This is a genomic window from Sphingomonas radiodurans, assembly GCF_020866845.1.
GTDB classification, from domain to species: Bacteria; Pseudomonadota; Alphaproteobacteria; order Sphingomonadales; family Sphingomonadaceae; genus Sphingomonas; species Sphingomonas radiodurans.
In genome coordinates, this window is record NZ_CP086594.1 from 2,660,352 (window position 1) to 2,686,801 (window position 26,450).

Annotated in this window: 30 protein-coding genes; 9 read left to right on the top strand and 21 right to left on the bottom strand. The window is 65.3% G+C overall.

Features of this window, described 5'->3' with window-relative positions:
* Positions 1–498: 498 nt before the first annotated feature.
* A protein-coding gene (locus LLW23_RS12385; RefSeq protein ID WP_228945821.1) for an IS5 family transposase occupies positions 499–1,256 on the bottom strand; the annotation gives its coding sequence in 2 pieces (ribosomal slippage) (positions 499–923 and positions 923–1,256; 759 coding nt in all).
* Between the two features lie 228 nt (positions 1,257–1,484).
* Between LLW23_RS12385 and LLW23_RS12390 the strand changes: the two genes are divergently transcribed.
* On the top strand, positions 1,485–1,724 hold the full coding sequence (locus LLW23_RS12390) for a hypothetical protein (protein ID WP_228945822.1): 240 nt from the start codon (positions 1,485–1,487) through the stop codon (positions 1,722–1,724).
* Between the two features lie 3 nt (positions 1,725–1,727).
* On the opposite strand, the gene LLW23_RS12395 is transcribed toward LLW23_RS12390, so the two are convergent.
* Together LLW23_RS12395 and LLW23_RS12400 are read right to left on the bottom strand one after the other, a co-directional pair.
* Complete coding sequence (locus LLW23_RS12395; RefSeq protein WP_228945823.1) at positions 1,728–1,994, bottom strand: Txe/YoeB family addiction module toxin; 267 nt, start codon at positions 1,992–1,994, stop codon at positions 1,728–1,730.
* Positions 1,991–2,245: a type II toxin-antitoxin system Phd/YefM family antitoxin gene (locus tag LLW23_RS12400; RefSeq protein WP_228945824.1), complete on the bottom strand. Its 255-nt coding sequence runs from the start codon at positions 2,243–2,245 to the stop codon at positions 1,991–1,993. Before LLW23_RS12400 ends, LLW23_RS12395 begins: the two co-directional genes overlap by 4 nt.
* A 214-nt stretch (positions 2,246–2,459) precedes the next feature.
* Here LLW23_RS12400 and LLW23_RS12405 point away from each other — a divergent pair, with 214 nt between their 5' ends.
* From LLW23_RS12405 to dapF, 3 genes are all read left to right on the top strand, one after another.
* On the top strand, positions 2,460–3,209 hold the full coding sequence (locus LLW23_RS12405) for a phosphatase PAP2 family protein (RefSeq protein ID WP_228945825.1): 750 nt from the start codon (positions 2,460–2,462) through the stop codon (positions 3,207–3,209).
* A 71-nt stretch (positions 3,210–3,280) separates the two neighbouring features.
* Positions 3,281–3,742, top strand: a complete 462-nt coding sequence (locus LLW23_RS12410) for a DUF6456 domain-containing protein (protein WP_228945826.1) — start codon at positions 3,281–3,283, stop codon at positions 3,740–3,742.
* 185 nt (positions 3,743–3,927) lie between these two features.
* A complete protein-coding gene (dapF, locus tag LLW23_RS12415) occupies positions 3,928–4,857 on the top strand; it encodes a diaminopimelate epimerase (RefSeq protein ID WP_228948572.1) in 930 nt (309 codons plus the stop codon).
* Between the two features lie 9 nt (positions 4,858–4,866).
* Here the strand turns inward: dapF and LLW23_RS12420 are convergent, their stop codons facing one another.
* From LLW23_RS12420 to LLW23_RS12440, 5 genes are read right to left on the bottom strand one after another with little or no spacing between them, the layout of a single operon-like run.
* On the bottom strand, positions 4,867–6,450 hold the full coding sequence (locus LLW23_RS12420; RefSeq protein WP_408641960.1) for an acyl-CoA dehydrogenase family protein: 1,584 nt from the start codon (positions 6,448–6,450) through the stop codon (positions 4,867–4,869).
* The gene (locus LLW23_RS12425; RefSeq protein WP_228945827.1) at positions 6,447–7,658 is read right to left on the bottom strand and encodes an acetyl-CoA C-acetyltransferase; all 1,212 of its coding nucleotides are present in this window, start codon (positions 7,656–7,658) and stop codon (positions 6,447–6,449) included. Before LLW23_RS12425 ends, LLW23_RS12420 begins: the two co-directional genes overlap by 4 nt.
* On the bottom strand, positions 7,655–8,863 hold the full coding sequence (locus tag LLW23_RS12430) for a CoA transferase (RefSeq protein WP_228945828.1): 1,209 nt from the start codon (positions 8,861–8,863) through the stop codon (positions 7,655–7,657). Before LLW23_RS12430 ends, LLW23_RS12425 begins: the two co-directional genes overlap by 4 nt.
* Complete coding sequence (locus LLW23_RS12435; protein ID WP_228948574.1) at positions 8,864–10,021, bottom strand: acyl-CoA dehydrogenase family protein; 1,158 nt, start codon at positions 10,019–10,021, stop codon at positions 8,864–8,866.
* Between the two features lie 30 nt (positions 10,022–10,051).
* Entirely contained in the window at positions 10,052–10,981 is a 930-nt protein-coding gene (locus LLW23_RS12440) for an SDR family NAD(P)-dependent oxidoreductase (RefSeq protein WP_228945829.1), read from the bottom strand.
* A 109-nt stretch (positions 10,982–11,090) separates the two neighbouring features.
* Between LLW23_RS12440 and LLW23_RS12445 the strand changes: the two genes are divergently transcribed.
* Positions 11,091–11,852: an IclR family transcriptional regulator domain-containing protein gene (locus LLW23_RS12445; protein WP_228945830.1), complete on the top strand. Its 762-nt coding sequence runs from the start codon at positions 11,091–11,093 to the stop codon at positions 11,850–11,852.
* Here LLW23_RS12445 and ispG read toward each other — a convergent pair whose 3' ends face one another.
* Complete coding sequence (ispG, locus tag LLW23_RS12450) at positions 11,853–12,977, bottom strand: flavodoxin-dependent (E)-4-hydroxy-3-methylbut-2-enyl-diphosphate synthase (protein WP_228945831.1); 1,125 nt, start codon at positions 12,975–12,977, stop codon at positions 11,853–11,855.
* A gap of 69 nt (positions 12,978–13,046) precedes the next feature.
* Here ispG and LLW23_RS12455 point away from each other — a divergent pair, with 69 nt between their 5' ends.
* The 4 genes from LLW23_RS12455 to LLW23_RS12470 all read left to right on the top strand — a co-directional run bounded on the left by LLW23_RS12455 (position 13,047) and on the right by LLW23_RS12470 (position 15,990).
* Positions 13,047–13,568, top strand: a complete 522-nt coding sequence (locus LLW23_RS12455) for a DUF1993 domain-containing protein (protein ID WP_228945832.1) — start codon at positions 13,047–13,049, stop codon at positions 13,566–13,568.
* A gap of 91 nt (positions 13,569–13,659) precedes the next feature.
* Entirely contained in the window at positions 13,660–14,352 is a 693-nt protein-coding gene (locus LLW23_RS12460) for an acyltransferase family protein (RefSeq protein ID WP_228945833.1), read from the top strand.
* On the top strand, positions 14,280–14,777 hold the full coding sequence (locus LLW23_RS12465) for a hypothetical protein (RefSeq protein WP_228945834.1): 498 nt from the start codon (positions 14,280–14,282) through the stop codon (positions 14,775–14,777). Before LLW23_RS12460 ends, LLW23_RS12465 begins: the two co-directional genes overlap by 73 nt.
* A 40-nt stretch (positions 14,778–14,817) precedes the next feature.
* The gene (locus LLW23_RS12470) at positions 14,818–15,990 is read left to right on the top strand and encodes an acyltransferase family protein (protein WP_228945835.1); all 1,173 of its coding nucleotides are present in this window, start codon (positions 14,818–14,820) and stop codon (positions 15,988–15,990) included.
* A 97-nt stretch (positions 15,991–16,087) separates the two neighbouring features.
* Here LLW23_RS12470 and LLW23_RS12475 read toward each other — a convergent pair whose 3' ends face one another.
* The 12 genes from LLW23_RS12475 to LLW23_RS12525 all read right to left on the bottom strand — a co-directional run bounded on the left by LLW23_RS12475 (position 16,088) and on the right by LLW23_RS12525 (position 26,436).
* Entirely contained in the window at positions 16,088–16,387 is a 300-nt protein-coding gene (locus LLW23_RS12475) for a putative HlyD family type I secretion protein (RefSeq protein ID WP_228948643.1), read from the bottom strand.
* Positions 16,347–16,673 carry an HlyD family efflux transporter periplasmic adaptor subunit gene (locus tag LLW23_RS17620; protein ID WP_333473769.1) on the bottom strand — a complete coding sequence of 109 codons (327 nt, stop codon included), beginning with the start codon at positions 16,671–16,673 and terminating at the stop codon, positions 16,347–16,349. The genes LLW23_RS12475 and LLW23_RS17620 overlap by 41 nt, the downstream gene beginning before the upstream one ends.
* Positions 16,609–17,328: a putative HlyD family type I secretion protein gene (locus LLW23_RS12485; protein WP_228945837.1), complete on the bottom strand. Its 720-nt coding sequence runs from the start codon at positions 17,326–17,328 to the stop codon at positions 16,609–16,611. Before LLW23_RS12485 ends, LLW23_RS17620 begins: the two co-directional genes overlap by 65 nt.
* Positions 17,329–17,445: 117 nt before the next feature.
* Positions 17,446–17,733 carry an ATP-binding cassette domain-containing protein gene (locus tag LLW23_RS17695; RefSeq protein WP_408642046.1) on the bottom strand — a complete coding sequence of 96 codons (288 nt, stop codon included), beginning with the start codon at positions 17,731–17,733 and terminating at the stop codon, positions 17,446–17,448.
* A complete protein-coding gene (locus LLW23_RS12490; protein WP_333473771.1) occupies positions 17,616–19,109 on the bottom strand; it encodes a peptidase domain-containing ABC transporter in 1,494 nt (497 codons plus the stop codon). Before LLW23_RS12490 ends, LLW23_RS17695 begins: the two co-directional genes overlap by 118 nt.
* Before the next feature lie 61 nt (positions 19,110–19,170).
* Complete coding sequence (locus LLW23_RS12495; protein WP_228945838.1) at positions 19,171–20,457, bottom strand: TolC family protein; 1,287 nt, start codon at positions 20,455–20,457, stop codon at positions 19,171–19,173.
* A gap of 309 nt (positions 20,458–20,766) precedes the next feature.
* Entirely contained in the window at positions 20,767–21,672 is a 906-nt protein-coding gene (locus tag LLW23_RS12500; RefSeq protein ID WP_228945839.1) for a flagellar motor protein MotB, read from the bottom strand.
* Entirely contained in the window at positions 21,673–22,536 is an 864-nt protein-coding gene (motA, locus tag LLW23_RS12505) for a flagellar motor stator protein MotA (protein ID WP_228945840.1), read from the bottom strand.
* A gap of 198 nt (positions 22,537–22,734) precedes the next feature.
* A complete protein-coding gene (locus tag LLW23_RS12510) occupies positions 22,735–23,625 on the bottom strand; it encodes a flagellin N-terminal helical domain-containing protein (RefSeq protein WP_228945841.1) in 891 nt (296 codons plus the stop codon).
* Positions 23,625–24,962 (bottom strand): flagellar hook-associated protein FlgK, encoded by a 1,338-nt coding sequence (gene flgK / locus LLW23_RS12515; protein WP_228945842.1) that lies wholly within the window; start codon positions 24,960–24,962, stop codon positions 23,625–23,627. The genes LLW23_RS12510 and flgK overlap by 1 nt, the downstream gene beginning before the upstream one ends.
* On the bottom strand, positions 24,959–25,345 hold the full coding sequence (locus LLW23_RS12520) for a rod-binding protein (RefSeq protein WP_228945843.1): 387 nt from the start codon (positions 25,343–25,345) through the stop codon (positions 24,959–24,961). Before LLW23_RS12520 ends, flgK begins: the two co-directional genes overlap by 4 nt.
* Positions 25,342–26,436: a flagellar basal body P-ring protein FlgI gene (locus LLW23_RS12525; protein ID WP_228945844.1), complete on the bottom strand. Its 1,095-nt coding sequence runs from the start codon at positions 26,434–26,436 to the stop codon at positions 25,342–25,344. Before LLW23_RS12525 ends, LLW23_RS12520 begins: the two co-directional genes overlap by 4 nt.
* Between the last annotated feature and the right edge of the window lie 14 nt (positions 26,437–26,450).

The window sequence follows — 26,450 nt, forward strand, 5'->3', positions numbered from 1 at the left end:
GTTGAGGTCTCAACCTGATCAACGCTTTAAAGCGCGCGAGATCGCAGAATGGATTCATCAAACCTACCCGAGTGAAACTCTCGACAAGATGAGGCGCAGCAGTTTTCTAGAAACTGAAACGGCTCTCTTGAGCCAGCTGGTCGCTGAGATCGGAGCCAATCGCCCCACCTGGCAATCGCGGTACTCAAACTTAAGGACGACCGAAGGTAGGCCTAGGCGTTATTACTGGACGGAGAAGTCCGAGATTGAAGAGGTTCTGGATAGCGAGGCGGCAGATAATCCTGAATCGCTGTCGATATCGCAAATAGTCGAAGTGACGCCCCGAATTATGGAGCGCGATCTCTACCCGATGCTAACGGAATTCATATCGTCTGAAGTTGGAGCGACAGCATTCCGTATCAACGAAGGAACAGCGTCTAATCGCCGGGGTCCGGGTGGTAACAAGTGGCTATACCCTGATATCGTCGCAATCGAAGCCCTAGGGTCAGGACTCATTGGTCATAGCCAGAAGATGACTGTGGCAGCGAGGGCGATGGCGGAGAAGAAGACGGCTGGGCATCGGTCGTAGCGAGTGGCGACGCGGCGCCAGTCCTTCAGGCGGCCGAACATGATCTCGATGCGGCTGCGGCGCCTGTATCGACGCTTGTCGTATCTGACTGGTTCGTTGCGGGATCGCCGACCTGGGATGCAGGGCTGGATGTCTTTGGCTTCCAAGGCATCCCTGAACCAGTTGGCATCATAGCCGCGATCGCCAAGCAGCCACTGCGCCTTGGGCAGGTCGTCCAGCAGAGCTGCCGCGCCAGTGTAGTCGCTGACCTGCCCGGCGGTCATGAAGAAGCTGAGCGGGCGGCCGTTGGCATCTGTGACGGCGTGCAACTTGGTGTTCATGCCACCTTTGGTGCGGCCGATCAGCCGCCCAAGGTCCCCTTTTTAACCCGCAGGCTCGATGCCGTGCGGTGTGCTTTAAGGTAGGTCGCGTCGATCATGATGGTCTTGGGCTCGGCATCCGCGGCAGCCAGCCCCTCCATCATGCGGAGGAATACCCCTCTCTCGCCCCACCGCTTCCACCGGTTGTAGAGCGTCTTGTGCGGACCATACGCGCTAGGCGCATCACGCCACCGCAGCCCGTTCCGGTTGACGAAGACGATACCGCTCAGCACCCGCCGGTCATCAACCCGAGGCTTGCCATGGCTCTTGGGAAAGTACGGCTGCAGGCGCCCCATCTGCTCATCCGTCAGCCAATACAGGTCGCTCATCCACGGTCTCCTTGCGGAGCCTGAATCAGATCGCGACGCTCACATCAATGGGTCCTGACCCTAACCTCAGGAATGAATAAGGAAGTTATAGGCGCGCTTCAGCACAGTGGGAAGCGGCGCGCACGAGTATGGTCATTCGAAGTAAAGCGTCTGCTAAACCGTTCAAATGTGCGAGAGTCCTACTTTCAGGCAGTATCAAACTCGTCTTGGGCAAGCTTCGGATATCTGGTGGCGGCGGAAATCGAAGGCGCGGACACGTTGCGTGAGATCCAGATGCTGTACGCGGTGCACGGCATCGGGCTGATCGAGGTAGACATGGAAAGCCCCACAGAAAGCGTCCTTCGGATACCCGCAAGAGAGAAACTCGCGATCGAGTGGCCGATGTGCAGCAGGCTCGCGGACGAAAATCGTGACTTTTCGTCAGTTATGAAACGGCTACGGCAGTTCTATCAAACGGGGGACTTATAGCCTTCAATAATGATACCGGCACTGCGCGATCTCCAGCGCCTGCGCGTCGCCGGCACCGCTCACCCGATACACCAGCCGATGCTCGCGATTGATGCGGCGGGACCACCAGCCAGATAAATTACCGCCAAGCGGCTCTGGCTTGCCGGTGCCGCGGAACGGATCGCGCTGGCACTCCTTGATCAACGCGTTGACGCGCTCCAGACCTCGCCGGTCGTCACCCTGCCATTCAAGATACTCGGACCAGGCACGCGACGAAAACGTCAGGATCACGGTTCGATCAGCGCGCGCTCCACGCCCGCCCCGGCATCAAGCTCGCCGATGCTTTCCAGAAGGCGCTTCGCGTTCGCCGGCGATTGCAGGAGATAGAGCGTCTCCTCGATCGACGACCATTCGCTTTGCGAGATCATTACCACGCCCTCGCCCTTCTGACGGGTGATCGACACCGGCGCTTTGTCGGCGACCACGCGGTCCACGAGCGCTTTCATATTGGCGCGGGCTTCGGAGATGCTGAGCGACTGCATACACAAGTATGTACTGATCTTTGTACCAATCTTCAAGAGGGGTAGGCTGCTCCAGTCCGCTCGTCCCGGGCATCGTCGAGGGACAGATCACAAGCGCCGCGCTCGAGGCCGAGTCTCGACGTCACTCGACATGAACGGAGCAGAGGGCGAGCGGACCCCGGTCGCTAAAGTTCAGATTGACCGAAACCGCCGCATTCGCTGCTACACCGCCCTCATGCACCCCGAATCCCCGCTCGAAACCCTCGCCGACACCCCCGCGACCCCCGATCAGATCGCGCCCGAGGGCATCACGCACCCGCCCTACGCCTTCATCGCGCTGCTCGCGCTCGCCGGCGCGGTGCTCGTCATCGCCTTGCTCGGAAGCACGATCGCGCGCGGGTCGCAGTTCGATTTCGATTCCGCGATCATGCTCGGCCTGCGCATCCCCGGCGATCTCGCGACGCCGGTGGGGCCGGTGTGGCTGCGGCAGGCGATGATCGATGTCACCGCGCTCGGCGGCGGCACGGTGCTCACGATCGTCGTCGTGCTCACGATCGGCTATCTGCTCGCCGGCCGCCACTTCCTCACCGCGGCGCTGGTGTTCGGCGGCACGGTCAGCGGCTCGAATGCGGTCGCGCTCGGCAAGCGGCTCGTCGCGCGCGAGCGGCCGGCGCTGGTCGATCATCTCGTCGAGGTATCCTCCGCCAGTTTCCCCAGCGGGCACGCGTCGAACAGTGCGATCATCTATCTCACCATCGCGCTGACGGTGATGCAGATCGTGCCGAGCCGCGCGGCGCGCTGGTATCTGTTCGGCGCGACGATCGCGCTGGTCACGCTGATCGGCGTCAGCCGCGTCTATCTCGGGGTGCATTGGCCCAGCGACGTGCTCGCCGGGTGGAGCGCGGGCGCCTTGTGGGCGCTGGCATGGTGGGCGCTCGGCTCGTGGCTGCGGCTGCGGCTGCGGCTGCGGCTGGCACGGCGCTAGGCGCGGGTCCGCGCTGTCCTACAGCCGGCACTTCATGACATGGCCGTCGCCAGGACAGGCGGAGACCATGAATGCGGATGCTGGCGGAACGCGGGATCGATGGCGACGGGCGGATCGTCGCACAGGCGGCGCGGCGTCGCAGCGTCACCGTCAACCTCGCCGAATCGCCCCTGTCGTGGCTCGCCACCCGCGGGCTGATCGACGCCCGGCAGATCGAGGCGGGCGAGCGGCTGCGCGCCGATTACGAACGCGCCGCGCTCGCGCCCTCGGTCACGATGCGCTGGTCCGCACGCGTCGATGGCGGGGCAGGGCAGGGGCTCGATCCCACCAGCGCGCACCTCGCCGCGAAACGCCGCTTCGACGCCGCGATCGCCGCAGTCGGGCGGGGCCTGAGCGACGTGCTGTGGCGCGTGGTCTGCGCGGGCGAGGGACTGCCGCTGGCGGAAAAGGCACTCGGCTGGCCGGCCCGCTCGGGCCGCGTGGTGCTGACGATGGCGCTCGATCGGCTCGCGGATCATTACGGGCTGGGGTGAGGGGCCACGACCCGTGCCCCCCTACCGTTCGTGTCGAGTAGGGATCGAGCCTGTCGAGAGCCCGTATCGAGACAGGGGGCTGACGCATGTCCTTCGATACGCCATCTCGGCTGCGCTCGATGGCTACTCGGGACGAACGGTGGAGGAGGGTTGCTGTGTCCGAACGACCAGCCGATATCGCGCCGATGCGCTTCACCATCACAAAATGCCACGGCTCGGGCAACGACTTCGCGCTGATCGACGCGCGCGCGCTCGACCTCGCCAACCGCGAATGGACGCAAGTCGCCCGCGCGCTCACCGACCGCACGGGGCCAGTCGGCGCCGACGGCATCCTCCTGCTCACCGCGGGCGACCGCGTCGATTCGTTCGGCATGCGCATCTTCAACGCCGATGGGTCGGAGCCCGAGACGTGCCTCAACGGCCTGCGCTGCGTCGCGCGTGCCGGGTTCGAAGCGCTGGGGGTCGACCGTGCGGTCGTGCGGCTCAAGACCAGCCATGCCGAGGTGGTCCGCGACACCGATCTCGCCCCGGGCGTCTATACCGTGCGTGAAACCGCAGGCCCCGCGACACTCAACGTCGGCGATTGGCCGCTGACGGGCGAGGGGCACCAGATCGTCGACCGCCCGATCGATCGCCTCTCGCCCGACGTGAAGGTCACCGCGGTCGCGATCCCCAACCCGCATCTGATCGCCTTCGTCGACGAAATCGATGAAATCGCACTGATCCGCCTCGGCAGCGCCTGCGAAGCCGCCCCCGACTGGCTCCCCAACCGCGCCAATCTTTCCTTTGCCCATATGCGTGATGATCGCGAACTTTCCCTCCGCACCTACGAACGCGGCGTCGGCCTGACCGCCGCCTGCGGCAGCGCGATGGGCGCCGCCACCTTTGCGGCGGGGCTGACGGGGCGTCTGCCATTCGACCAACCCGTCACGGTCCACAACCGCGGCGGGCCAGTGCGTGCGGTGGCGAGCGCCGACGGGATGGTCACGCTGAGCGGCAATGCGACATTCGAATGGTCGGGAACCGTGTCGGTAGAGGGGGGCGTGGCGTCAAACCTGGTGGTGACGCAGCGGCACGACGACGAGATCGCGGCGTGGGCCGCGGTCAGTGGTTGATCGACCTGCTCAATTCCGCGTCGCCAACAGCCCGCGCGCGATCACCTGCGCCTGGATCTCCGCTGCGCCCTCGAAGATGTTGAGAATGCGCGCGTCGCACAGCACACGGCTGATCTCATACTCCAGCGCATAGCCATTCCCGCCGTGGATCTGCAGCGACGCATCGGCATTGCTCCACGCGGCACGCGCCGCGAGCAGCTTCGCCATCCCCGCCTCGATGTCGCAGCGCTTCCCCGAATCCTTCGCCCGCGCCGCCGCATACGTCAGCTCACGCGCTGCGATCAGGTCGACAAGGCTCATCGCGAGCTTGTCGGCCACCCGCGGGAAGTGGACAATCGCACGCCCGAACTGCTTGCGATCCAGCGCATATCCGAGCCCCAGCTCCAGCGCCCGACGCGCCACGCCAACGGCGCGCGCGGCAGTCTGGATGCGGGCGCCTTCGAAGGTGCGCATCAGCTGCTTGAAGCCCTGCCCCTCCTCGCCGCCGAGCAGTGCGTCGACGGGGGCGGTCATGCCATCGAACGAAAGCGCATACTCGCGCATCCCGCGATAGCCGAGCACCTCGATCTCGCTGCCGGCCATGCCCTCGGCGGGGAAAGGCTCCGCTTCGCTACCGCGTGGCTTGGGAACGAGCAGCATCGACAGCCCGGCATAGCCCTTTGCATCGGGCAAGGTCCGCGCGAGAAGCGTCATCAGGTCTGAACGCGCGGCGTGCGTGATCCACGTCTTCGCGCCGTCGATCCGCCACCCGCTGTCTTCACGCTTGGCGCGTGTCTGAAGCGAGCCGAGATCGCTCCCGACGTCGGGCTCGGTGAACACCGCGGTCGGCAGCACATCGCCACTGGCGATGCGCGGCAACCAGTCGGCCTTTTGCGCAGCGGTGCCCGATCCCGTGATCAGCTCGCCGGCGATTTCCGAGCGCGTGCCGAGCGAGCCGGCGCCGATCCAGCCGCGCGACAATTCCTCGGTCACGACGCACATCACCAGCTTCGACAGGCCGAGCCCGCCATGTTCCTGCGGAATGCAGACGCCGAACGTGCCAAGGTCCGCCATTTTCGCGACAGTCGCGTCGGGGATCAGATCGTTGGCGAGGTGCCAGCCGTGCGCGTGGGGCAGGATCTCCGCGTCGGTGAAGCGGCGGAACTGGTCGCGGATCGCATCCAGCTCAGGATCGTGCAGCGTCTCGCTGGGCCAGACGCCCGCAGCGAGGCCATCGACGAGTGCGCGGCGGTCGGCGGCCATGTCGCGATCGAGCAGGTCGGCGCAGGCGTCCGCCAGCGTCCGCGCGGCGGCGGCAAGGCCGAGATCGGCGGGGCGGAACAGCTCATTCTGCCCCATCGGCAATCCGCCGACCAGCTGCGCGAGGCTTTCCTGAAAGGCGAGCCGCGCGACGAGCGTGTCCACCTCGGTCGCCTCTCGGGCGGCCCAGTCCTGAACCGCTTCAAGCGCCGCGACCATCGTCGCCACCCACGCGAAGCCATGTGCCGCGCGCTGTTCGGTGTCGATCGCGCGCGTTTCCAGACGCGCCGCCAACGCCGCGCGGGCGTCGTCGCGATAGCGTTGCGCCGCCGCTAGCGCGTCCTGCAGCATCATGCGCGCTCGAAGATCGCGGCGATGCCCTGGCCGCCGCCGATGCACATCGTCTCCAGCCCGTAGCGGCCGTCGCGGCGCTGCAGCTCGCGTGTCAGGTTCGCGAGGATACGCCCGCCGGTCGCGCCGATCGGGTGGCCGAGCGAAATGCCCGATCCGTTGACGTTGAGGATGTCGTTACGGCTGTCGTCCTTGCTCCAGCCCCAGCCCTTGAGCACCGCGAGTACCTGCGGCGCGAACGCCTCGTTGAGTTCGACGAGGTCGATGTCGTTCCAGCCGAGCCCGTTGCGCTTGAACAGGCGTTCGACCGCCGGCACCGGGCCAATGCCCATGCGCGAGGGATCGCAACCGGCCGCGGCCCAGGAATGGAACCAGGCGATCGGCTCAAGGCCAAGTTCCTCAAGCTTGTCCTCAGCTACGACGAGGCAGGCGGCGGCGGCATCGTTCTGTTGGCTGGCGTTGCCGGCGGTCACCACGCCGCCTTCGAGCGGGCGCAGCTTGCCGAGCGATTCAACAGTCGCGTCAGGGCGATAGCCTTCGTCGTGGTCGAACACGATTGGGTCGCCCTTCTTCTGCGGGACGGCGACGGGGACGAGTTCGTCGGCGAACAGCCCCTTCTCCCACGCCGCAGTGGCGCGCTGGTGGGAGCGAACGGCATAAGCGTCGGCCTCCTCGCGGCTGATATGGTAATCCTTGGCGAGGTTCTCGGCAGTCTCGATCATGCCGCTGATCACGCCGAAGCGCTCAATCGGCTGGGACATCAATCGCCCGCGCGTCAGGCGATCGTGCAGCGTGAGATTACCCATGCGTGCGCCCTTGCGGATATCGGTCGAGTAATGCTCGACGTTCGACATGCTCTCGCAGCCGCCCGCGACGACCACGTCGGACGCGCCGGTCTGCACCATCATTGCGGCGTCGATCACCGCCTGCAGGCCAGAGCCGCAGCGGCGATCGAGCTGGTAGCCGGGCACTTCGAGCGGGAGCCCGGCGGCGAGCCACGACCAATGGCCGATCGCAGGCGCCTCGCCGTTGCCATAACCTTGCGCGAAGACGACATCATCGACGCGTGTGGGGTCGATCTTGCTGCGCTCGATCAGTGCTTTCAGGATCGTCGCGCCGAGCTGGCCGGCGGTCAGCGAGGAGAGGCTGCCGCCGAACTTGCCGACGGCGGTGCGGATTGGGGAGACGATCGCGGCGCGGCGGAGGGTCATGGGTTGTTCCTAGCTTGGCCGGCGATGCCAGCGTCGAAGAGGCGGGCGATCTCACCCGATGACAGGCCGAGGCGTTCTGCCAGCACCTGTTCGCTGTGCTCGCCATTGCGGGGGGCGGGCAGGGGAGGACGGCGTTCGTCACCGGGCAGCGTCGAGAAGGCGCCGGCGGCGGGGTAGCTGGTGCCGCTGGGGTCGTCCGCGGTGCCGAAGATCGGGTTTTCGGTGACAAGCCGGGGATCGCGCACCGCATCGGCCATCGTGCCGTAGACGGAGTGGACGATGCCGCCTGCGTCAAATGCCGTCGCCAGATCGGCGTGGTCGCGAGCGGCGATAGCCGCCTCGAACAACGGGAACAGCGCGTCGCGGTGGTTATAGCGTAGCCCGTCGTCCTTCGCGAAGTTGACGCCGCGCTCAGCCTCGACGCGGGCGACGGCGTCGCCCAAGTCGAGCGCGTCCACCAGATTGGCCCATTGCCGCGGCGTGACCACGACGATCATCGTCCGCTTGCCGTCGCTCGTCGTGAAGTCGCGCCCGAACAGCCCGAACACGGTGTTCCCCAGCCGCGGGCGATCGGTGCCCGTGTCCAGCACTTCGGCGATCCCGCCAAGATTGGCGACGGTGCCGATCGCCACGTCCGACAAAGGCAAACGCACCTCGCCACCCTGGCCGGTCGCCTCCCGCCGGCGCAGCGCCGCCAGCAGCGCGAAGGCTGCATAGGAGCCGGTCAGCAAATCCCACGCCGGCAGTACATGATTGACCGGCTCCGGACCCGCACCCGTGAGCATCGGATAGCCGACCGCGTTGTTGACGGTGTAATCGAGCGCCGGGCTGCCATCCGGCCAGCCCATCACGCGTACGGTGATCAGATCCGGCCGTCCCGCCGCCAGCGTCTCGTGCGACAGGAACCCCTTCACCGGAAAATTGGTGACGAACTGCCCCGTCGCGCGCACCAGCGCCTGCAACAGCTCGCGCCCCTCGGGCCGACCGAGATCGAGCGCGACACTCTTCTTCGCCCGGTTGAGGTTTTCCCAGTAGAGCGAATCGTTGTTTTGCGTGACCGGCCAGCGGCGGAAATCGGGGCCGCCGCCGATCTGATCGACGCGGATCACCTCCGCCCCCATCTGCGCGAGATACAGGCCCGCCGTGGGCGAGGCGACGAACGACGACGCCTCGATCACGGTGAGGCCAGGGAGGAGGTCGTACACTCAGGCGACCCCGGCGTTGAATTCGCGCAGCATGTGCTTGGCGATCTGCAGTTGCAGGATCTGTGTCGTGCCTTCGTAAATGCGATAGACGCGCGCATCGCGGAAGAAGCGCTCCGCCTCATATTCGGCGAGATAGCCTGCGCCGCCATAGACCTGCACCACGCGATCGACGATTCGGCCGCACGCTTCGGAAGCGAATACCTTCGCCGCCGCCGCCTTGCGCAGCACGTTCTCGCCAGCGTCGGCGCGGCGCGCGGCATCCTCGAGCATCGTGGTCGAGGCGTAGATCTCGATGTCGCTTTCGGCGAGCATCTGCTGGATCAGCTGGAAATTCGCGATCGGCTCGCCAAATGCCTTTCGCTCGTTAGCGTAGCGCAGCGCGGAATCCAGCGCGCGCTGGGCATAGCCGACGGACGCCGCCGCGACCGACAGGCGGCCATTGTCGAGGCTCTTCATCGCGGTGATGAAGCCCTTGCCCTCTTCCAGCCCGAGCAGCGCGTCGGCGGGCAGATGCACGTCCTCGACGATCACGTCGGCGATATGGCTCGCCGCCTGGCCCATCTTCTTGTCCGACTTGCCAACGGTGATCCCCGGCGTGTTCATCGGCACGATGAAGGCGGAAACGTGCGCGTTCTTGGGCAGCGGCTCCCTCGACGTGCGCGCCATGATCAGCGCGACCTCGGCCTGCGGCGCGTTCGTGATGTATCGCTTGGTGCCGTTGAGGACCCAGCCGTTGCCCGAGCGGACCGCCATCGTCTGCATGCCGGCCGAGTCGCTGCCCGAACCCGGCTCGGTCAGTCCGAACGAGGCGATCATGCCGCCTGCGAGCTTGGGCAGCCACTCCTGTCGCTGTTCCCGGGTACCGCCATTCTTCAATGCGGAGGTGACCATGCCGATCGTGATCGAGATGATCGAGCGGAAGCACGGCATGGCATAGGCGAGCTCGCGGATCGTGCGCGTGTATTGCGCGATATTCATCCCGGCGCCGCCATATTCCTCGGGAATGGTAATGCCGAACAGACCCATCTCGCGCATCTCGTCGATAATCGCGGGCGGGATGGTGTCGGTTTCGATGATCTCCTTCTCGGCCGGGATCAGCCGGTCGCGCACATAGCGCCGCAACTGGTCAATGAACTGGTCGAACGTCTCGGCATCCATGCCCGGATTAAGCGTGCTCACAAGCGGTCCTCAGATCGGATCGTAGGGGAAGACGTGCGCGGACACTTCATCGGCGCGCGCGAAGCTCGGCCGGAACGACGGCACCAGCTCGTCTGCAATAGACTGCGCCGTCCAGCCATCAGTCTTCGTCATCGAGCGGATCGGGCGCGGCTTGGAGAACAAGACGATTTCGTTGCGGCGCACCGCGAAGATCTGGTTGCTGACGTCCTTCGACAAGTCGGACGCAAGGAAGGCGACAAGCGGCGCGATCTTCTCCGCGCCCATCGTCTGCAATCGTTCTACGCGCTGCTTCGCCTCAGGCGTTTCGGCCGGGATCGAGGCGGTCATTCGGCTCCACGCGAACGGCGCGATACAGTTCGAGCGCACCCCGGCGCGCGCCATGTCGAGCGCGATCGATTGCGACAGGCCGACGATGCCGAGCTTGGCGGCAGAATAATTCGCCTGACCGATGTTGCCGATCAGGCCGCTGGTGGAGGTGAAATGGACAAAGCTGCCCGATTGCTGGTCGCGGAAGTACGGCGTGGCCGCCTTGGAGACGTTGAACGCGCCGTTGAGGTGGACGTCGATCACTGCGCGCCAATCCTCGTGGCTCATCTTGTGCCAGATCGTGTCGCGCAGGATGCCCGCGTTGTTCACAACCGCGTCGATGCGACCAAAGCGTTTAACCGCGTCTTCGACGATTGAGACGGCGCCCGCAGGATCGGAGACGCTGGCGAGGTTGGCGTGGGCTTGTCCGCCAGCGCGAACGATGTCGGCTACGGTCTGCTCGGCCGGGCCGGCTGCGATGCCGCCCTTCTCGATCTCGCCGCTGCCGCTAACGCCCGGATCGTTGACGACGACAGCAGCGCCTTCCTTGGCGCACAGCCAAGCGATCTCACGCCCAATGCCGCGCCCTGCGCCGGTCACGGCGACGACTTTGCCAGCGAGAATGCCCGTCATCCGCCTCTCCTTATGCTAGCAACGCTAGCCGATGGTTAGGCGAGTTTCAACAGTACTCCTTTCAGGTGCGGGCATTGTTTTTCGACCCGTTGAAAAGTAAGCTGGGTGGATGGATGCACAGGTTAAGTCGGTTAGTCATGCCTTGGCGATCATGCGTCACTTGGCGAGCGGCCAGCCACAGACGCTGTCTGAAGTAGCGCGTGCTTGCGCGCTGAGCCCATCGACATGCCTTGCGCTGCTGCGCACCTTATCAGCCGAGCGGGTGCTCGTTGCCGCAACAGGGAAGCGATATGCGCTGGCGCCGGCGTGGCACGAGAACGTGACACAATGGGCTGATCCGCAAGCGCAAGTAGTCGCCGCCGCGCAGCCGTTGCTCGCGAAACTGGCGCGCACGTTGGAAGCGCCGGTCGGGCTGTGGCGCGTCGTGCCGCGAGAGCGGCTCCAGCTTGTCGCGCTTGGCGAAAGCAAAGCACCGACCCGCATCCACATGGCGATCGGTCAACGCCAGCCGATCGGGGGTGGCGCCACCGGCCGCGCTCTGGCGGCGGCGCAGCGGCTCGACGAGCGCGCGGTCGCCGCGCGGTTCGCGGCGGTGCGATGGGAAAGCCCGCTCGATCTGGAAACGTATCGTCGGCAGATCATGGACGCGGCGCGCGATGGCTATGCCGTGGATGACCGCTTCGGCCACGCGGGTGTACGCTCGGTTGCTGTGGTCGTAGTGGGAGCGGAGCCAGCACTGTGCCTCTCCGCATCGTTCTTCGCGGACGTTGCGCTTCGGTGGACCTTGGCAGCCGTGGGCGAGCAGCTGAAGGCGCTGGGCGCCGAATTAATCGATCAATCGTCCGCCCGGCTCAAGTCAGTCGTGGAATAGCTACTCGGCCGCCACCGTCATCGCCGCATCCGCAGCCTCGATCTCCGCCGCCTTTGCCTCGACCAGCCGCACGATGTGATCGACCATCCCGGCATCCTGCACATGATGATCGGTCACGCCCGACAAATACACCATATGCTTGCCGTTGCCGCCGCCGGTGATCCCGATGTCGGTCTCGCGTGCCTCGCCGGGGCCATTGACGACGCAGCCGAGCACTGACAGCGACATCGGGGTGCGGATGTGCTGCAACCGTTCCTCGAGCGCCTGGACGGTGCGGATCACGTCGAACCCCTGCCGCGCACAGCTGGGGCAACTCACTACGCGCACGCCGCGATTGCGAATGCCGAGCGCCTTCAGGATCTCGAACCCTACGCGCACCTCTTCCTCAGGCTCGGCCGAGAGCGAGACGCGGATCGTGTCGCCGATGCCGTACCAGAGCAGCGAGCCCATTCCGATCGCGCTCTTCACCGTCCCGCCGACGAACCCGCCCGCCTCTGTGATACCCAGGTGCAGCGGGCAATCGACCAATTCTGCCAGCTGCTGATACGCCGCGACTGCCAAGAACAGGTCGGACGCCTTCACCGCGACCTTGAAATTGTGGAAATCGCGGTCCTGCAGCAGTTTAATGTGATCCAGCGCGCTTTCGACCAGCGCCTCGGGACAGGGCTCACCATATTTCTCGAGCAGATCGCGTTCGAGACTGCCGCCATTCACCCCGATGCGGATCGCGCAGCCGTTCGCCTTGGCAGCGTTGACCACTTCGTTGACGCGCTCGGCCGAGCCGATGTTGCCCGGATTGATCCGCAGGCACGCCGCACCCGCATCCGCCGCCTCGAGCGCGCGTTTGTAGTGGAAGTGGATGTCGGCGACGATCGGCACGCGTGATGCGCGCACAATCTGGCCCAGCGCCGCGGTCGATTCGACATCGGGGCAGCTGACGCGGATGATATCGACGCCGGCATCTTCGCAGCGGCGGATCTGGTCGATCGTGGCGCGTGGGTCCGATGTTGGGGTGTTCGTCATCGTCTGTACCGTCACCGGCGCATCGCCGCCGACGGGGACATTGCCGACCATGATCTGACGGCTTTTGCGACGCTGGATATCGCGCCAGGGGCGGAGGGACATTGAGGCTTCCTATCGGCTTTACCGGCGATATAGCGTCTCCAGCGAATAAACGAAATCAGGGGCAGGATCATGACGTTTTCACTGTTCGACGCGGTTGTTCCTTCCAATCTTCAGATACTCGGCGTGGTTGATGGTTTGATCGACAAGGCCGAGGCGTTCGCCAAGGAAAGGGGGATGGCGCCCGCCGAGCTGATCGACGCTCGCCTCGCGCCCGACATGCTGCCGTTCGGTTATCAGGTGAAATCCGTCGCTGAGCATTCGCGCGGCGGGATTGACGGGGTTCGCGGCGGCAATTTTTCGCCGAGCATGACGCCGTGGCCGACCGATTTTGCCGGTCTGCACGAAAAGATCAGCGCCGCGACTGCCGCGCTAGAGGCGATCGATCGCGTCGACTTCGACGCGCTGGCCGACAAGGATACGCAATTCTCGATGGGCGAGATGAAAATGCCATTCACCGGCGCGCATTTCCTGCTCTCCTTCTCGCAGCCGAACTTCTATTTCCACGCCACTACCGCTTACGCGATCCTGCGCGCACAAGGTGTGAAGCTGGGCAAGCGCGATTTCTTGGGGCAGTTGCGCATGAAGCGCTGAACTACAGCAACATTTCGTTACCGTTGCGCGCTATGCCGTCGGGGTGTCCAGCTCCGTAGTACCCTGCGATCGTCATCATGGCCTAGATTGGTTGCGGATCGGCGCGTTCGCGCTCCTGATCGGCTACCATGTGGCAATGGTGGTTGCACCGTGGCCCTGGGTCACGAAATGGCCCGAGACCTTTCCGGCGCTGATCGTCCCGATGACGTTGCTGACACCGTGGCGGATCCCTCTGCTGTTCGTAGTCTCGGGTTTCGCTACGCGGCGACTGTTGGGGCGGAACCCGAACATCCGGGCGTTTACGAGAGGCCGCAGCCTGCGCCTGCTGGTGCCGCTCGCCTTCGCGATGCTCGTGCTGTTGCCGCCCGAACTGTGGGTGAGGGTGCGGTTGGCCGGCAATCCGGACAGTTTGGCGACCTATTGGCTCGGCGATTATTGGAGTCCGATCGTCAATTATGGCCGCAGCTTCCCGAACTGGGAGCATATGTGGTTCGTCGTCTACCTATGGGCCTATACGATGGTACTTGCCGCGCTCGTGGTGGCGGTCGAGGCTGGGCGCATCCAGGGGCGGTTCGATCGGCTTGCGCGCGGAATGCGGCTTGCATGGATGCCTATCGTCGGTCTGGCAGGCATGAAGGTCGCGCTGATGTTTTTCGTACCTGAGACGCAGGGGCTTACCACTGATTGGACGGGCCACGCAGCTACCTCCCGTTGTTCCTATTCGGTTTTGCGCTCGGCGGCTCGTCGGCGCTGTGGCATGCGATCGCACGACTCTGGCCGATAAAGCTCGCGATTGTCGGGCTGAGCGGCGCGATCGTGGTGTGGCTGGAACTGACCTATCAGGGCAGCGCGGTGCCTAGTCATGCGATGATGGCGATCGATCGCGCAGCGCGGCTTGCGATGGCTTGGGGTGTGATCGTCGCGCTGCTACGGCTGGCGGATGCGCGGTTCAACCACGATCATCCCGTCCGTGCGCCACTCGCCGAGGCGGTGTTCCCCTCCTATCTGATCCACCATCCGGTACTGGTGGTGCTGGCTTGGCTCGCGCCGAGCCGGGGCATGGGTGCGGGGGTCGGCTTCGTGTTCCTGTTTAGCGCGACGATCGCCGCTTGCGCCTCAGCCTATCTGGTCGGTCGTGAAATCAAGTGGCTGCGACCGCTGATCGGCCTCGCGCAAGCGCCGGCGCGAGCCAAGCCGCTGACTGCGTGACGGTTCCCGCACAAGGCCCAAGCTGCTAGGCGGCGGCGTGATGCAGCGGCACTACGGCCTGGACTGGCTCCGCATCGGGGCCTTCGCGATCCTGATCCTTTATCATATCGGCATGGTGTTCGTGCCATGGCCATTTCACGTGAAGCTGGCAGTCGAGCAGTGGGTGGCGGTGCCAATGATGCTGTCGAACCCGTGGCGATTGTCGCTGCTGTTCGTCGTATCGGGCTACGCCAGCCGCGCGCTGTTCCTGCGTAGCGTTGGCCCGCTGGCGTTCGCGGGCAACCGCAGCGCAAGGCTGCTGGTTCCTCTAATCTTCGGAATGCTGGTAATAATTCCGCCGCAGCCGTGGGTCGAGTTGGTCACTCAGCACGGCTATCGTGTCGGCTTCTTCGCATTCTGGACGGGCGATTACTTCCGCTTCGGGAAGCTTGCTGGCATCGACTTGCCAACTTGGAACCACTTGTGGTTCGTGGCTTATCTGTGGTTGTACACATTAGTCCTGATCGCACTTCTGGCAATCACGCCGGCCAGCGTGCGGCGCTCAGCGCAGCGCGCGTATCGCCGGCTGTTCGGCGGCCTTGGTGCGCTGCTTATTCCGATGGGGTGGCTGATGCTCGTCAGCGGCGTGCTGTTCCCCGGTGCGCGCGAGACGCATGCGGTGCTTGGCGACTGGGTGGCGCATGCGAGCTATTTTCCGATGTTCGTCTTCGGCTTCGCGCTGGCTGGCAGCGAGCGGACGCTCGCGAGCTTCGCGCGTTGGTGGAAGCCGGCCGCGGTGCTCGCTGTCCTCGGCTATGTCGCGGTGGCCGGGATTGCGATAGTGTTTCCCGGACTCAGGGTCACGCCGCGGCCCTTCGGCACGATCTTCAGCCTGGCGCGCGGGGTGGAAGGCTGGATGGCGATCGCAGCGCTGATCGGGGCTGCAGAGACTTTCTGGAACCACGACCACCGGTGGCGACCGATGCTGACGGAGGCTGTGTTCCCGTTCTATCTTATCCACCAGACGCTGATCGTGGTCGTCGCTTATTGGCTGCTGCCGCTCCGCTTGTCGGGCGCGGCTGAGTTCGCCATCCTGGTTGTGATAACGGTGGTGGGATGTGCGGCCTTTTACCTGATTGGGCGACGGATAGCGTGGCTGCGCCCGTTGATCGGGCTGAGGGTGCATCGGCAAGCACCGACCAAGTCCGATCCGCGGCCGGCAGTCGCTTCATAATCCGTCACCCCAACAAAAGCTGGGGTCGCCGAGTAATCTACCAAGGCGCTTGCCTCACGCGGCCCCAGCTTTTGCTAGAATGACAGCCACGGCGGTCTTACTCCCGCAACGCACGCTCCGACAATCGCGTGATCGGGGTAGGGATATACTGCATCACCGTCCGCGGATCGCCGAGCAGATTGACCTCGGCGGCCATACCGGTCCCGATTGGAAGCAACTTGCCCGTGCGGCGATCGAGCAGGCCCTTAGTATCGGTACGCACAAAGACGTTGTAATAGCTCGTTTCTGCCTTCTCATCGACGATCGCATCGGGCGAGAGCGATTCGCCCTTACCGTCGATCCAGCTGTACACCGAGCTATCGTAGGCAGTGATGTTGACCCGGGCGAACGCGCGCAATGTCCTCCGGCCGCACGCGTGCCTCGATCAGCAAAGTGTCGCGACTTGGGGAAATCTCGGCGATCGGTGCGCCGGGGCCAACTGCGGCGCCGACCGTCGTTACAATCACCCGATTGATGCGTCCGGCCAGCGGCGCCCGCACCGTTGTACGATCGAGCCGTGCGGCGAGAGCTGGGATGGTTGACGCACGCGCGGAGAGTTCCGCCTGCGCCCGCGCGAGTTCATCGACAGCGCGCGCGCCAGTCCTGGCGAGCCTGCGAAAGACTGGCGTTAGCTTCGGCAACACTGGCGTGCGCGCGGGACAGCGCAGCCGAAGCCTGCGCTGCTTCGCTTGCCGCCACGCTGGCCGCACTACCCGCCTGCGTCAGTGAAAGGCGCGGCTCGATGCCCTTCTCAACTAGGGGCTTGATTGTCTCAAGCTCCACGGCCCTCGCATCACGCGCGCTTTTGCGCGCGTCAAGGGCCGATTCTGCTTCGGTCACGGCGCGGTTCGCCTGAACGCCGCGTGCGCTATAAGCTCCTGTAATGCCCGCCAGTTCCTGCATCCGCGCGGCGTGCAGTGCCCGCTCGATCTCGATCTGCTCGGCGACCGTTGCGTTGGCCGCCGCGGGATAGACCGGCTCGCGGCCGAGCACTTCGGCCTTCAGCCGAGCAATCTTTACCAGCAACGCAGCTGTTTGGGCCTCGCCTGAGCCGAGCTCGCCGCCAGTCGCGGTCGGATCGAGCCGGACGAGCGGCTGGCCCGCACGGACCTGCTGGCCGGTGCGCACCATGATCTGCTTTACCACGCCACCTTCGAGGTTCGACACGATCTGCAGCTGCGAACTGGCGACAACCCGGCCGATGCCCCGCACGGTGCGGTCCAGCGTCGCCCAGGATGCCCAGATCACGAAGATTACGAAGAACGCGATGATCGACCACAGGAGGACGCTCGATGCCACCCGCGGCTTCACGCGCGCGGCGAGATCCTCAAGATGGGTGTGGTGCGGCGCAGTTGCGGCGGATGCGGTCGGCATCGGCGCGTCGGGCTGAGGCAAGGCTTGGGGCTTGGACATGGATCAGGCCACCTTCGGACGGGTCAGCTGCTGCATCACCTGATCGCGCGAGCCATCCAGTACGATCTTGCCGCGTTCCATGACGATGATACGTTGGACGAGTTGAAGCAGCGGCGGGCGGTGCGTGACAAGCACCATCGTGCGGCCCTGAACCTCGCTTTGCAGGCGATCGATCAAGCCCTGCTCGGTCTGTGTGTCCATGCTGGCGGACGGTTCGTCGAACACCAGCATTTGTGGTCGGCCGGCAAGCGCGCGCGCGATCGCGATCGACTGGCGCTGGCCGCCCGACAGCCCTTCGCCGCGGTCGGCGAGCTTGAGGTCGTAACGTTGGCGAGCTGGCCCATGAACTGGTGCGTTCCCGACAACTCGGCGGCACGCAGCATCTCCACATCGTCGATACCGTCGCGGCCGAGCCCGATGTTCTCGCGCACGCTGCCCGTCATCAGCACGCTGTCCTGCATCGCGACACCCATCTGCGCGCGCACCGTGGCAGGATCCATCTGGCGCAGGTCAGTGCCGTCGATCATGACGAGGCCATCTTCCGGCGGATACAGGCCAAGGATCAGCCGCGTGATCGTCGACTTGCCCGACCCGACACGGCCGAGCAGCCCGACGCGCTCGCCCGGCTCGATCGTGAAGGAGATGCCGGTGAGTGCCGGCTCAGATGCGCCGGGATAGCGGAACGCCGCGTTGCGGAACTCAATCTTGCCGGTGAGCTTCGCGAGCTTGAGCGGGTCGCCCGCCGGGCCTTCGCTCGGCTGCTCCATCATCGCGTTGATCTGGCGATAGGCAGTACGCGTCGCGGACATGCGCGCGAGAAGCTGCGAGATCGTCGCGAGCGGCGCAATTGCTCGGCCCGCGAGCAGCGAACAGGCAATCAGCCCGCCCGATGTTAGCTCGCGCGCTGCGATCAGGTTGACGCCGACGATCACCACGCCGGCATAGCTCACCGTGCTCGCGGAGCCCGCAACGGTAATCGCAATGGTCGAGATCAGCCGTTGGCGCAGCGACGAATCGGACTGCTGACGTACCGCGTTCGACCAGCGACGTGAAAGCATTGGGCCTGCGCCGGATGCCTTTACCGTCTCGAGCCCGCCAATGGTTTCGACGAGCACCGACTGTTTGAACAGACCCTCGCGCAGCGTGCGCGCGGTAAGCCGCTCGAGCGCCGGATTTGTCGCCCATGCGGTCAGCAGCACGATCGGGATGACGACCAGCAGCACGATCACCACCTTGCCGCCGATCGCCCAGATGACCGCAACGGTCAGGAACAGGAACGGCAGATCGGCCAGTGCCGACATCGTAGCCGAGGCAAAGAAGTCGCGCAGTGCTTCCAACTCGCGCATCAGACCGGCGAGGGCGCCGGTCGAGCCCTTCTTGTGATCGAGGCGGATCGCCAGCAGCTTCTTGAACACACGCTCGCCGACCTGATGGTCGATGTCTGCCCCAGCAATATCAACGAAGTAGGGTCGCAGCATCTTCAGCAGAAAATCGAACAGGATCACGATGGTGAAGCCGATCGACAGCGCCACGAGGCTCGACATCGCGTCATTCGGAATGACGCGGTCGTAAATCACCATCGAAAATAGTGAGGTGACGAGCGCAAAAATGTTGATCAGCACCGCCGCCGCCGCGACTTTGATATAGGTTTGCTTGTTTTCGAGCATCGGCTCAAGCAGCCATGGCGCGAAGCGCTTTTTTTAGGATCAGGGACGAGCGTGTCATCGCTCATTGCGGGCATCCTTGGACTGGAGCGGTGATGCCGAGCGTGGGGAGAAGCTGGCCGGTTTTCGACGACAGTACGTAGCGCGAGGCATCGAGTTCGGTGACCGACTGAAGATAGCCTACCGCGGTTTCAAAATAGCTGTCGTCGGCGCCGATCACGTCGAACAGCGTGCCTGATGCGACGCGGAACCGTTCCGCGATCGTGTCGCGCGAGCGGCGGCTGGCGATATAGGTGGCCTCGAGCGCGTCGAGCGCCTGAACGTCGGACCAGGCGATCTCGGCATCGCGCGCGGCCTCGATTGAGACGCGGTTCGCGCGCGCGTCGGCGGCGCGGGCGCGGGCGGCGGCTTGCTGATCGCGTTCTTCGATGCCGCCCCACAGGCGCTGGCGCAGCGTGAGGCGCGCGCGCACGTCATAGTCGCGTGGCGTTTCGTAGATGCCGTAGCGGCCGGTATCGAGCCCGGCCGACAGTGTCGGCAGACGATCGGCGCGCGCTGCCTTGGCATCATTGCGAGCGGCTTCGGCAGTAGCGCGCGCCGAGCGGACCGCGGGCACATCGATTGCACGTGTCACGGCCAGATCTTTGCTGATCCCGGTCTGTCCGATGAACGGCGCGCGCGCTAAGCCAGTAGGGGGAGGAGCACCCGTAAGTGACTGAAAACGCGCCGTGGCCTGCGCCTCCAGCCGGCGGAAGCGCGCCACGCGCGCATCGGCTGAGGCGATGTAGCTGTCGACCCGTGCGATATCGGCCTCGGCGGATACGCCGCGGCGGATGCGCTCCTGCACCATTACGCGCAGTTCGCGCTGGCTGGCGGCGAAGGCGGTGGAGAGGCCGACCAGCGAGCGATAGGTGAATACGTCGTACCACGAGGCGAGCGTCTGCAGCGCGACCCGGTCCTGCGCGCCGAATACGTCGGTCTCGGCGGCGCGCAGTCGGTCGCGTGCCGCGCCGATCCGTGCGTTGGCGCTGCCGCCGTCGAGCAGCAACTGATCGACCGTCAGCAGCTGATCGGTGCGTCGACCAGGCCGCGACTCTTCGATTATGTTCTCGATATTGTTGCCGAAATTCCGCGAGAGCACCTTGTAGCTGGTGATCGTCACATCGACGGTCGGGCGGCGTACGGCCTTGGCCTCACCCAGTGCGGCGCCGGCCTGGTCGCGCATGGCCTCGGCCTCATCGGCTTCGGGCGCGCGGGCGATCGTCTCGGTGACGATGCGCTGGAGCACTTCGACCGGCGCCGTCGTGCGCATCAACGCGAGCAGCGGATCGTCCGCGGCACGAATCGCCATTGGATCGCCGGTGTGGGTGGGCAGCAGCAGTTCGGGCGACTGGTTCGGACTGGGGGAAGGCCGGGGTGTGGCGGGGTCAATCGAACTGGAGCGAGTGCCTCGCGCCGCTGCGGTCGGGGTCTGCTGCGCAAATATCGGAGTTCCAAGTGCGGACAGCGCAAGCCACGTGCCGGCGCCACGACCTAATCGGAATTTTTGGCCACTCGCTCCGAACACGCATTCCCCCCCGGGATAAGCTGGCGCCTCTATAGTGTACAATGGCTGCCGCCAAGCATTGTCGTGGCGGCATAAGTATCCGGGGTGGTGGTGTTACTGTCCGAACGATCCGGGGCGATAAAGCAAGGTGATCGCGACGCGGCGATTGCGGGGGTCCATCGGATCGGCGGTGATCATCGGCTCGCGATCGGCGACCCCCTCGATGCGATGGAAGCGGTTCTCGGGGATGCCGCCCTGCGCCAGCCGGCGGCGGGTCGTTTCGGCGCGTCCGGTGGCGAGCATCCAGTTGTTCATCGCGCGCGGATCGCCGAAGGGCAGGCTGTCAGTATGGCCGCGGATCATGATCGGGTTCTGCGTCGGGCGGATGCCCTCGGCGACCATCCCGATCAGCGACGAAGCGCCACTCTCGAGCGCCGTGGTGCCGAGCGAGAACATCGAATAATTGGCGTCGTCAACCAGATCGATCCGCATGCCCGCGGGCGTCATCGTGAAACGGATGTGCTTGGCCAGCGCGGCCAGCCCCTTGCGCTCCTGCAACTGCTGCTCGACCTTGGCCTTCAGCTTGGCGAAGTTCTTGCGATCCTCCGCGGCGATCGCGGTCGGGCTGCGCAGCGATCCCTTCTTACCCGTACCCATATCCGGCCCGCCGCTGCCGTCGGTGCGCGAGACGATCGTCGGCATGCGTGAGTTGCCGTCGAATGTTCCGGTCTTCTGGCTCGACGTGACCGACTGGCCGCCCATTAGCCCGCTGCCGCCAACGCCGAGCGACTTGGTGTTGAGGATCGTCGGCGCGAAATAATCGGCGATGCCCTTGCGCTGCTTCTCGGTCGTCGCGCCGAGCAGCCACATGAGCAGGAAGAACGCCATCATCGCGGTGACGAAATCGGCGTAAGCGACCTTCCACGCGCCGCCATGATGGCCGCCATGCCCTTCGATATAGATCTTCTTGACGATGATCTTGGGCGGCTGGTTGTTCCCGTGAGGCGCGCGCGCGGCCACTTACTTGCCCCGCAGCCCGTCGAATACTTCGGCAAAGCCCGGCTGGTTGCTGTGCGCGATCCCTGAACGTGCGGCTTCGATGACGAGCGGCTGCGGATGGCCGTGGAGCGAGGCGATGATGATCTGCTTGACCACGTGATAGATCGCGGCGTCGGCATCGATCACTTGCTTCAGCCGAGAGGCGAGCGGGCTGACGATGCCATAGGCGAGCAGCACGCCAAGGAACGTGCCGACCAGCGCCGATCCGATCATCCCGCCGAGCACCGACGGCGGCTGATCGATCGAGCCCATCGTCTTCACCACGCCGAGCACCGCCGCGACGATCCCGAGCGCGGGCAGCGCGTCCGCGAGCGATGAGAGCGTCGTGTGCGGCCCCTCAACCTCGTGGTGGTGCGTCTTAATCGAATTATCCATCACTTCCTCGACCGCATGCACGTCGAGCGTGCCCGACGAGACGACGACGAGCCGCAGCGTATCGGCGATCAGCGCGACCAGCGTGGCATCGGCGAGCAGCTTGGGATATTCGGCGAACACCGCGGAGGACTTGGGATCCTCGACGTGCGGCTCGAGCGCGATCGGCCCTTCCATGCGCAGCATCTTCATCAGCTTGCTGACGAGGAAGATGACGTCGAGATAATCCTGCTTCTTGTACTTCGGCCCCTTGAATACCTTGGCGAGGCCGCCGCCCATCGCCTTCAATTCCTTGCCGGAATTGCCGATGATCAGCGCGCCGGCCGCGGCACCGCCGATGATGAGCATCTCGTGCGGGAGGGCGTGCAGCACGGGGCCGAGCGCGCCGCCAGTGATGGCAAAGCCGCCGAATACCATCGCAATGAGGACAACAAGGCCGATGGCGGCGAACATGGACTTCCCCGAGAAGCGTTTACCGGTCTGATGGTTAACCGGACATGGTAGCCAAGACGTTACCGCGTGGTAGTTTTTCTTCTGTCCCCCTCCCGCTTGCGTGAGGGGTTAGAGGAGGGACGGTCCGTCGGCGCGGCGGTCCTTGACTAACACGCCCTCCCCCGGCCCCTGCCGCAAGCGGGAGGGGAGAAGAAGAAATTACCGCAGGTAATCGAACAGCGAGAGGCTTGAGAGCTTCGAGAAGCTTGCCTGCGTCGCCTGCAGGATCGTCATCGTCTTCTGCAGCTCGATGATCGTTTCCGTCGCGTCGGCATCCTCGATGCCCGATCGTGCGATCTCGCGGTCGCTTGACGCGGTCTTGATCTGTGCGGCCTGGATGTCGACGCGCAATTCGCGCGCACCGACGGTCGCCTGTGTTGCGGTAACCTGCTCGCCGATCGCGTCGAGCGCGTCCGACGCGGCTTCCGGGATTGCTTCGCCGGCACGCAGCGCGGCGATGATGCCGGCCAGCGCGCTGCCGAGATCACCGCTCGGGCTGTCGAGGAATTCGCGTGCGTTGACGGTTACCTCGACGCTCTGGCCGTCACCGATCGGGATCGCGCTTGCCTTGCCCTCGGCAAAGCCGAGCTGGCCGCCCGCGCCTGGCGTGACAGCCGCAGCGTCGTCGCGGCCGCCGAACAGCGGCCCGCCGCGCGCGTCCTTGGCGTTGGCAAGCGCCACGACCGAGGCGAGGATACCCTCGAGCTCGGTCGCGATCGCGTTTTGCGCATCGACAGAATTGGTGCCGGTCTTTCCCTGGATCACCAGTTCGGACGCGCGCTGGAGCTGATCGGTGATCTGCGTCAGCGCGGTGCCGGCCTGTTGCAGCACCGACTGGGCGATGGTGACGTTCGCGGCATCCTGCACGCCATCCGCGTTGGCACGCGTGATCCCTTGAAGCCGCTGATAGCCGATCGAATCGTCGGAGGGCGTGAGCAGCTTCTTGCCGGTCGACACTTGCGTGTTGAGCGTATCGATCCGGGCCGACAGCGTCTGCATCGCGCTGGTCGAGCGACCATAAAAGAGCGAAGTGGAAAGATTGACGCTCATCAGCGGATATCCATCAGGGTCTGGAACGTCTCGCGCGCGACCGAGATGATCCGGCTTGACGCTTGATACGCCTGCTGGAAACGCAGCAGATCGACCGCTTCGGTATCGAGATCGACACCCGAGATATTGTCGCGCGCGGCAACCGCGCCATCGCGGATCGCGCTTTGCGCGGCGGCAACGGTGTTGCGCGCGTCGATCGCGGCGGCGTTGCCGGCGACCAACGACGTGAGCTTGCCTTCGAAATCCGCGCCTGTGCGCAGGCCTTCGAGCTTGGCGAGATTGCCGTTGCCGCGCGTACCTTCGCCAACGGATGCTGCGGCGATGCCACGCGGATCGGTGAGCGTCAGCGTGATATCGGTGGGTGCGGCGCCGACGGCGAACATCGAGGCGCCTGCCGTGCCATCGAGATTGCGACCGTCATTTTGGGTCGCGTTCACGCCATCGACGAAGGCGGTTGCCATGTCGCTCAGCGACGCGCGCGCGTCGGCGATGCGCTGCGCGCCATCGACGATCCCGCCGAGCGCGCCGCCATTTGGGGTCAAGATGCTCGGATCGCCGCTGCCGGTCTTCACCGCAAAGGCGACTGCGCCTTCGGCGTTGCGGGCATAGCTGACGCTTGCGACCTGGGCGCCGGCGACGAGCGCGACGCCATTGCCGCTGCCCGCACGCACCGTGGCGCGACCATAGGAATCGAGCGTCGCGTTGACGTCGACCAGCGCGCTCATCTTTTCCAGCAGATCGTCACGCTGATCGGCAAGGCCGGCGGCCGAGGCGGAGTTCGGCGCGGCGCGGCCGAGCCCGTCGTTGACCTTGGCGAGCGCTGCCGACAGGCCATTCAGGTCCGCGACGGCCCCGTCGGCGGTGGCGTCCAGCTCGGTCGTCGCATTGGCGAGCGCAGCGCCGGTCGAGGTGAACGAAGCCGCAAGCGAGCGAGCCTGTTCGAGCATCGCGGCGCGCGGGGCGGTGGCGGTGGGATCGGCGGAGACCGCCTTGGCAGCGTTGAAGAAGCTGGTGAGGCGCGAATCGAGCCCCGAGCCGGTGAGGGCGGTCTCGATCCGGTCGAGCCACACGCCGCCAGATTCGGTCCGTGCGAGGTCCGCACCGGCGGCGCGCACCGAGGCGGCCTTGAACATGTCGGCCGCACGGCTGACGCCGGTAACGAAGACGCCGTGGGCGCTCGTGGCACCGGTGGCGGAGACGGAGACGATTTCCTTCGACGTGATCGCGCGGCGCGAATAGCCCGACACGCCGGCATTGGCGATGTTCTCGGACACCACCGCCAGCGCAGCCTGATTTGCGCGGACGCCTGACGCGCCTATGGACAGAAGATCGCTCACGGTGCCGGTTTGGACGATGCCGGGTTAAGAACCGGTTGCGCATCGATTGACGCATCTTCCGCAGGTGCCGGCGATGCAGGTGCCGGTGCTAGCGCGCGGGACAGGAAGTCAGTCATCGCCTTGCCGATGCCGAGCGGCGTGTGCTCCGCCATCTGCTGGACGAGCTTTTGATCCTGCATGTCGCGGAAGGTGTCGATCGCCTGGCTGTCGAACAGCGGCTCGGCGAGCTTCGTCTGGCGCATCGACTTCATCATCATCGACGTGAAGACCGATTCGAACTGCTGCCCCGCGGCGACGAGATTCTGGTGCGTCGCGGTGCGCTTCAGGCCGGAATCGATGCCGGTTGCGCCGCTGATGGCCTGCGTGGGGTCGATCGGCGTCACAGGACGATCAACTCCGCCTTGAGTGCGCCGGCTTCCTTCAGCGCCTCGAGGATCGCGACGAGATCGGCCGGCGAAGCGCCGATCGCGTTCACCGCCTTGACGATGTCGGCTAGCTTGGGGCCGGGGGCGAGTAGGAACATCGGGCGACGCTCCTCCTCGACTGCGACACCGGATTGTTGCTCGATCGCGGTCTGGCCCTGGCTGAACGGTGCCGGCTGGCTGACGCGCTGGTTCTCGTCGATGCGCACGGTGAGTTTGCCGTGGGTGACGGCGGCAGGGCCGACGCGGACCGCGGAGTTGATCACGACGGTGCCCGAGCGCGCGTTGACGATCACCTTGGCGGCGGGCTCGGCGGAGGTGACGTCGAGATTTTCGATCGTCGACATCAGCGTGGCGCGCACGTCTGCGCCGAGCGGCGCGCGGACGGCGACCGAGACGGCGTCGACCGCTTGCGCCGTGCCGAAGCCGAGCCGCTGATTGATCGCGGCCGCGACGTTCTGCGCGGTGGTGAAGTCGGCGCGTTGCAGGTTGAAGGTGAGGGCAGGGGTGTCGGCGAAACCGGTCGCGACCGCGCGTTCCACGGTGGCGCCTTCGGGGATGCGGCCGGTAGAGGGCGTGTTGACGACGATCTGCGATCCGTCGCGGCCCTCCGCGCCGAGGCCGCCGACGGCGAGGTTACCCTGCGCCATGGCATAGACCTGGCCATCGGCGCCGAGCAGCGGCGCCATGATCAGGCTGCCGCCGCGCAAGGACTTTGCCTTGCCCATCGACGAGACGGTGATGTCGATGCGCTGGCCGGGCTTGGCGAAGGCGGGCAGATCGGCAGTGATCATCACGACCGCGGCGTTCTTGAGGCCGGGATTGACGTTCGGCGGAAGCTGCAGCCCGAAGCGCGATGCAACCGCCTTCATCGACTGGACGGTGAATTCGAGATTGTCGTCGCCCGTGCCCGGCAGGCCGACGACGACGCCGTAGCCGGTCAGCTGGTTCGAGCGGATGCCCTGGAAGCCGCCGAGATCCTTGATCCGATCAGCCGCGGCGGGCGCGGCGACCAGCAGCGCGGCGAGGCAGGCGAGGAGGGTGCGTAGCATGATCATGGTGCTCG

Coding starts and splice junctions, on each gene's coding strand:
- LLW23_RS12400 (WP_228945824.1), bottom strand. CDS start 2,245: ATGCAGTCGCTCAGCATCTCCGAAGCCCGCGCCAATATGAAAGCGCTC.
- LLW23_RS12405 (WP_228945825.1), top strand. CDS start 2,460: ATGCACCCCGAATCCCCGCTCGAAACCCTCGCCGACACCCCCGCGACC.
- LLW23_RS12410 (WP_228945826.1), top strand. CDS start 3,281: ATGCGGATGCTGGCGGAACGCGGGATCGATGGCGACGGGCGGATCGTC.
- dapF (WP_228948572.1), top strand. CDS start 3,928: ATGCGCTTCACCATCACAAAATGCCACGGCTCGGGCAACGACTTCGCG.
- LLW23_RS12420 (WP_408641960.1), bottom strand. CDS start 6,450: ATGATGCTGCAGGACGCGCTAGCGGCGGCGCAACGCTATCGCGACGAC.
- LLW23_RS12425 (WP_228945827.1), bottom strand. CDS start 7,658: ATGACCCTCCGCCGCGCCGCGATCGTCTCCCCAATCCGCACCGCCGTC.
- LLW23_RS12435 (WP_228948574.1), bottom strand. CDS start 10,021: ATGGATGCCGAGACGTTCGACCAGTTCATTGACCAGTTGCGGCGCTAT.
- LLW23_RS12440 (WP_228945829.1), bottom strand. CDS start 10,981: ATGACGGGCATTCTCGCTGGCAAAGTCGTCGCCGTGACCGGCGCAGGG.
- LLW23_RS12445 (WP_228945830.1), top strand. CDS start 11,091: ATGGATGCACAGGTTAAGTCGGTTAGTCATGCCTTGGCGATCATGCGT.
- ispG (WP_228945831.1), bottom strand. CDS start 12,977: ATGTCCCTCCGCCCCTGGCGCGATATCCAGCGTCGCAAAAGCCGTCAG.
- LLW23_RS12455 (WP_228945832.1), top strand. CDS start 13,047: ATGACGTTTTCACTGTTCGACGCGGTTGTTCCTTCCAATCTTCAGATA.
- LLW23_RS12470 (WP_228945835.1), top strand. CDS start 14,818: ATGCAGCGGCACTACGGCCTGGACTGGCTCCGCATCGGGGCCTTCGCG.
- LLW23_RS12490 (WP_333473771.1), bottom strand. CDS start 19,109: ATGCTCGAAAACAAGCAAACCTATATCAAAGTCGCGGCGGCGGCGGTG.
- LLW23_RS12495 (WP_228945838.1), bottom strand. CDS start 20,457: ATGGCGATTCGTGCCGCGGACGATCCGCTGCTCGCGTTGATGCGCACG.
- motA (WP_228945840.1), bottom strand. CDS start 22,536: ATGTTCGCCGCCATCGGCCTTGTTGTCCTCATTGCGATGGTATTCGGC.
- LLW23_RS12510 (WP_228945841.1), bottom strand. CDS start 23,625: ATGAGCGTCAATCTTTCCACTTCGCTCTTTTATGGTCGCTCGACCAGC.
- LLW23_RS12525 (WP_228945844.1), bottom strand. CDS start 26,436: ATGCTACGCACCCTCCTCGCCTGCCTCGCCGCGCTGCTGGTCGCCGCG.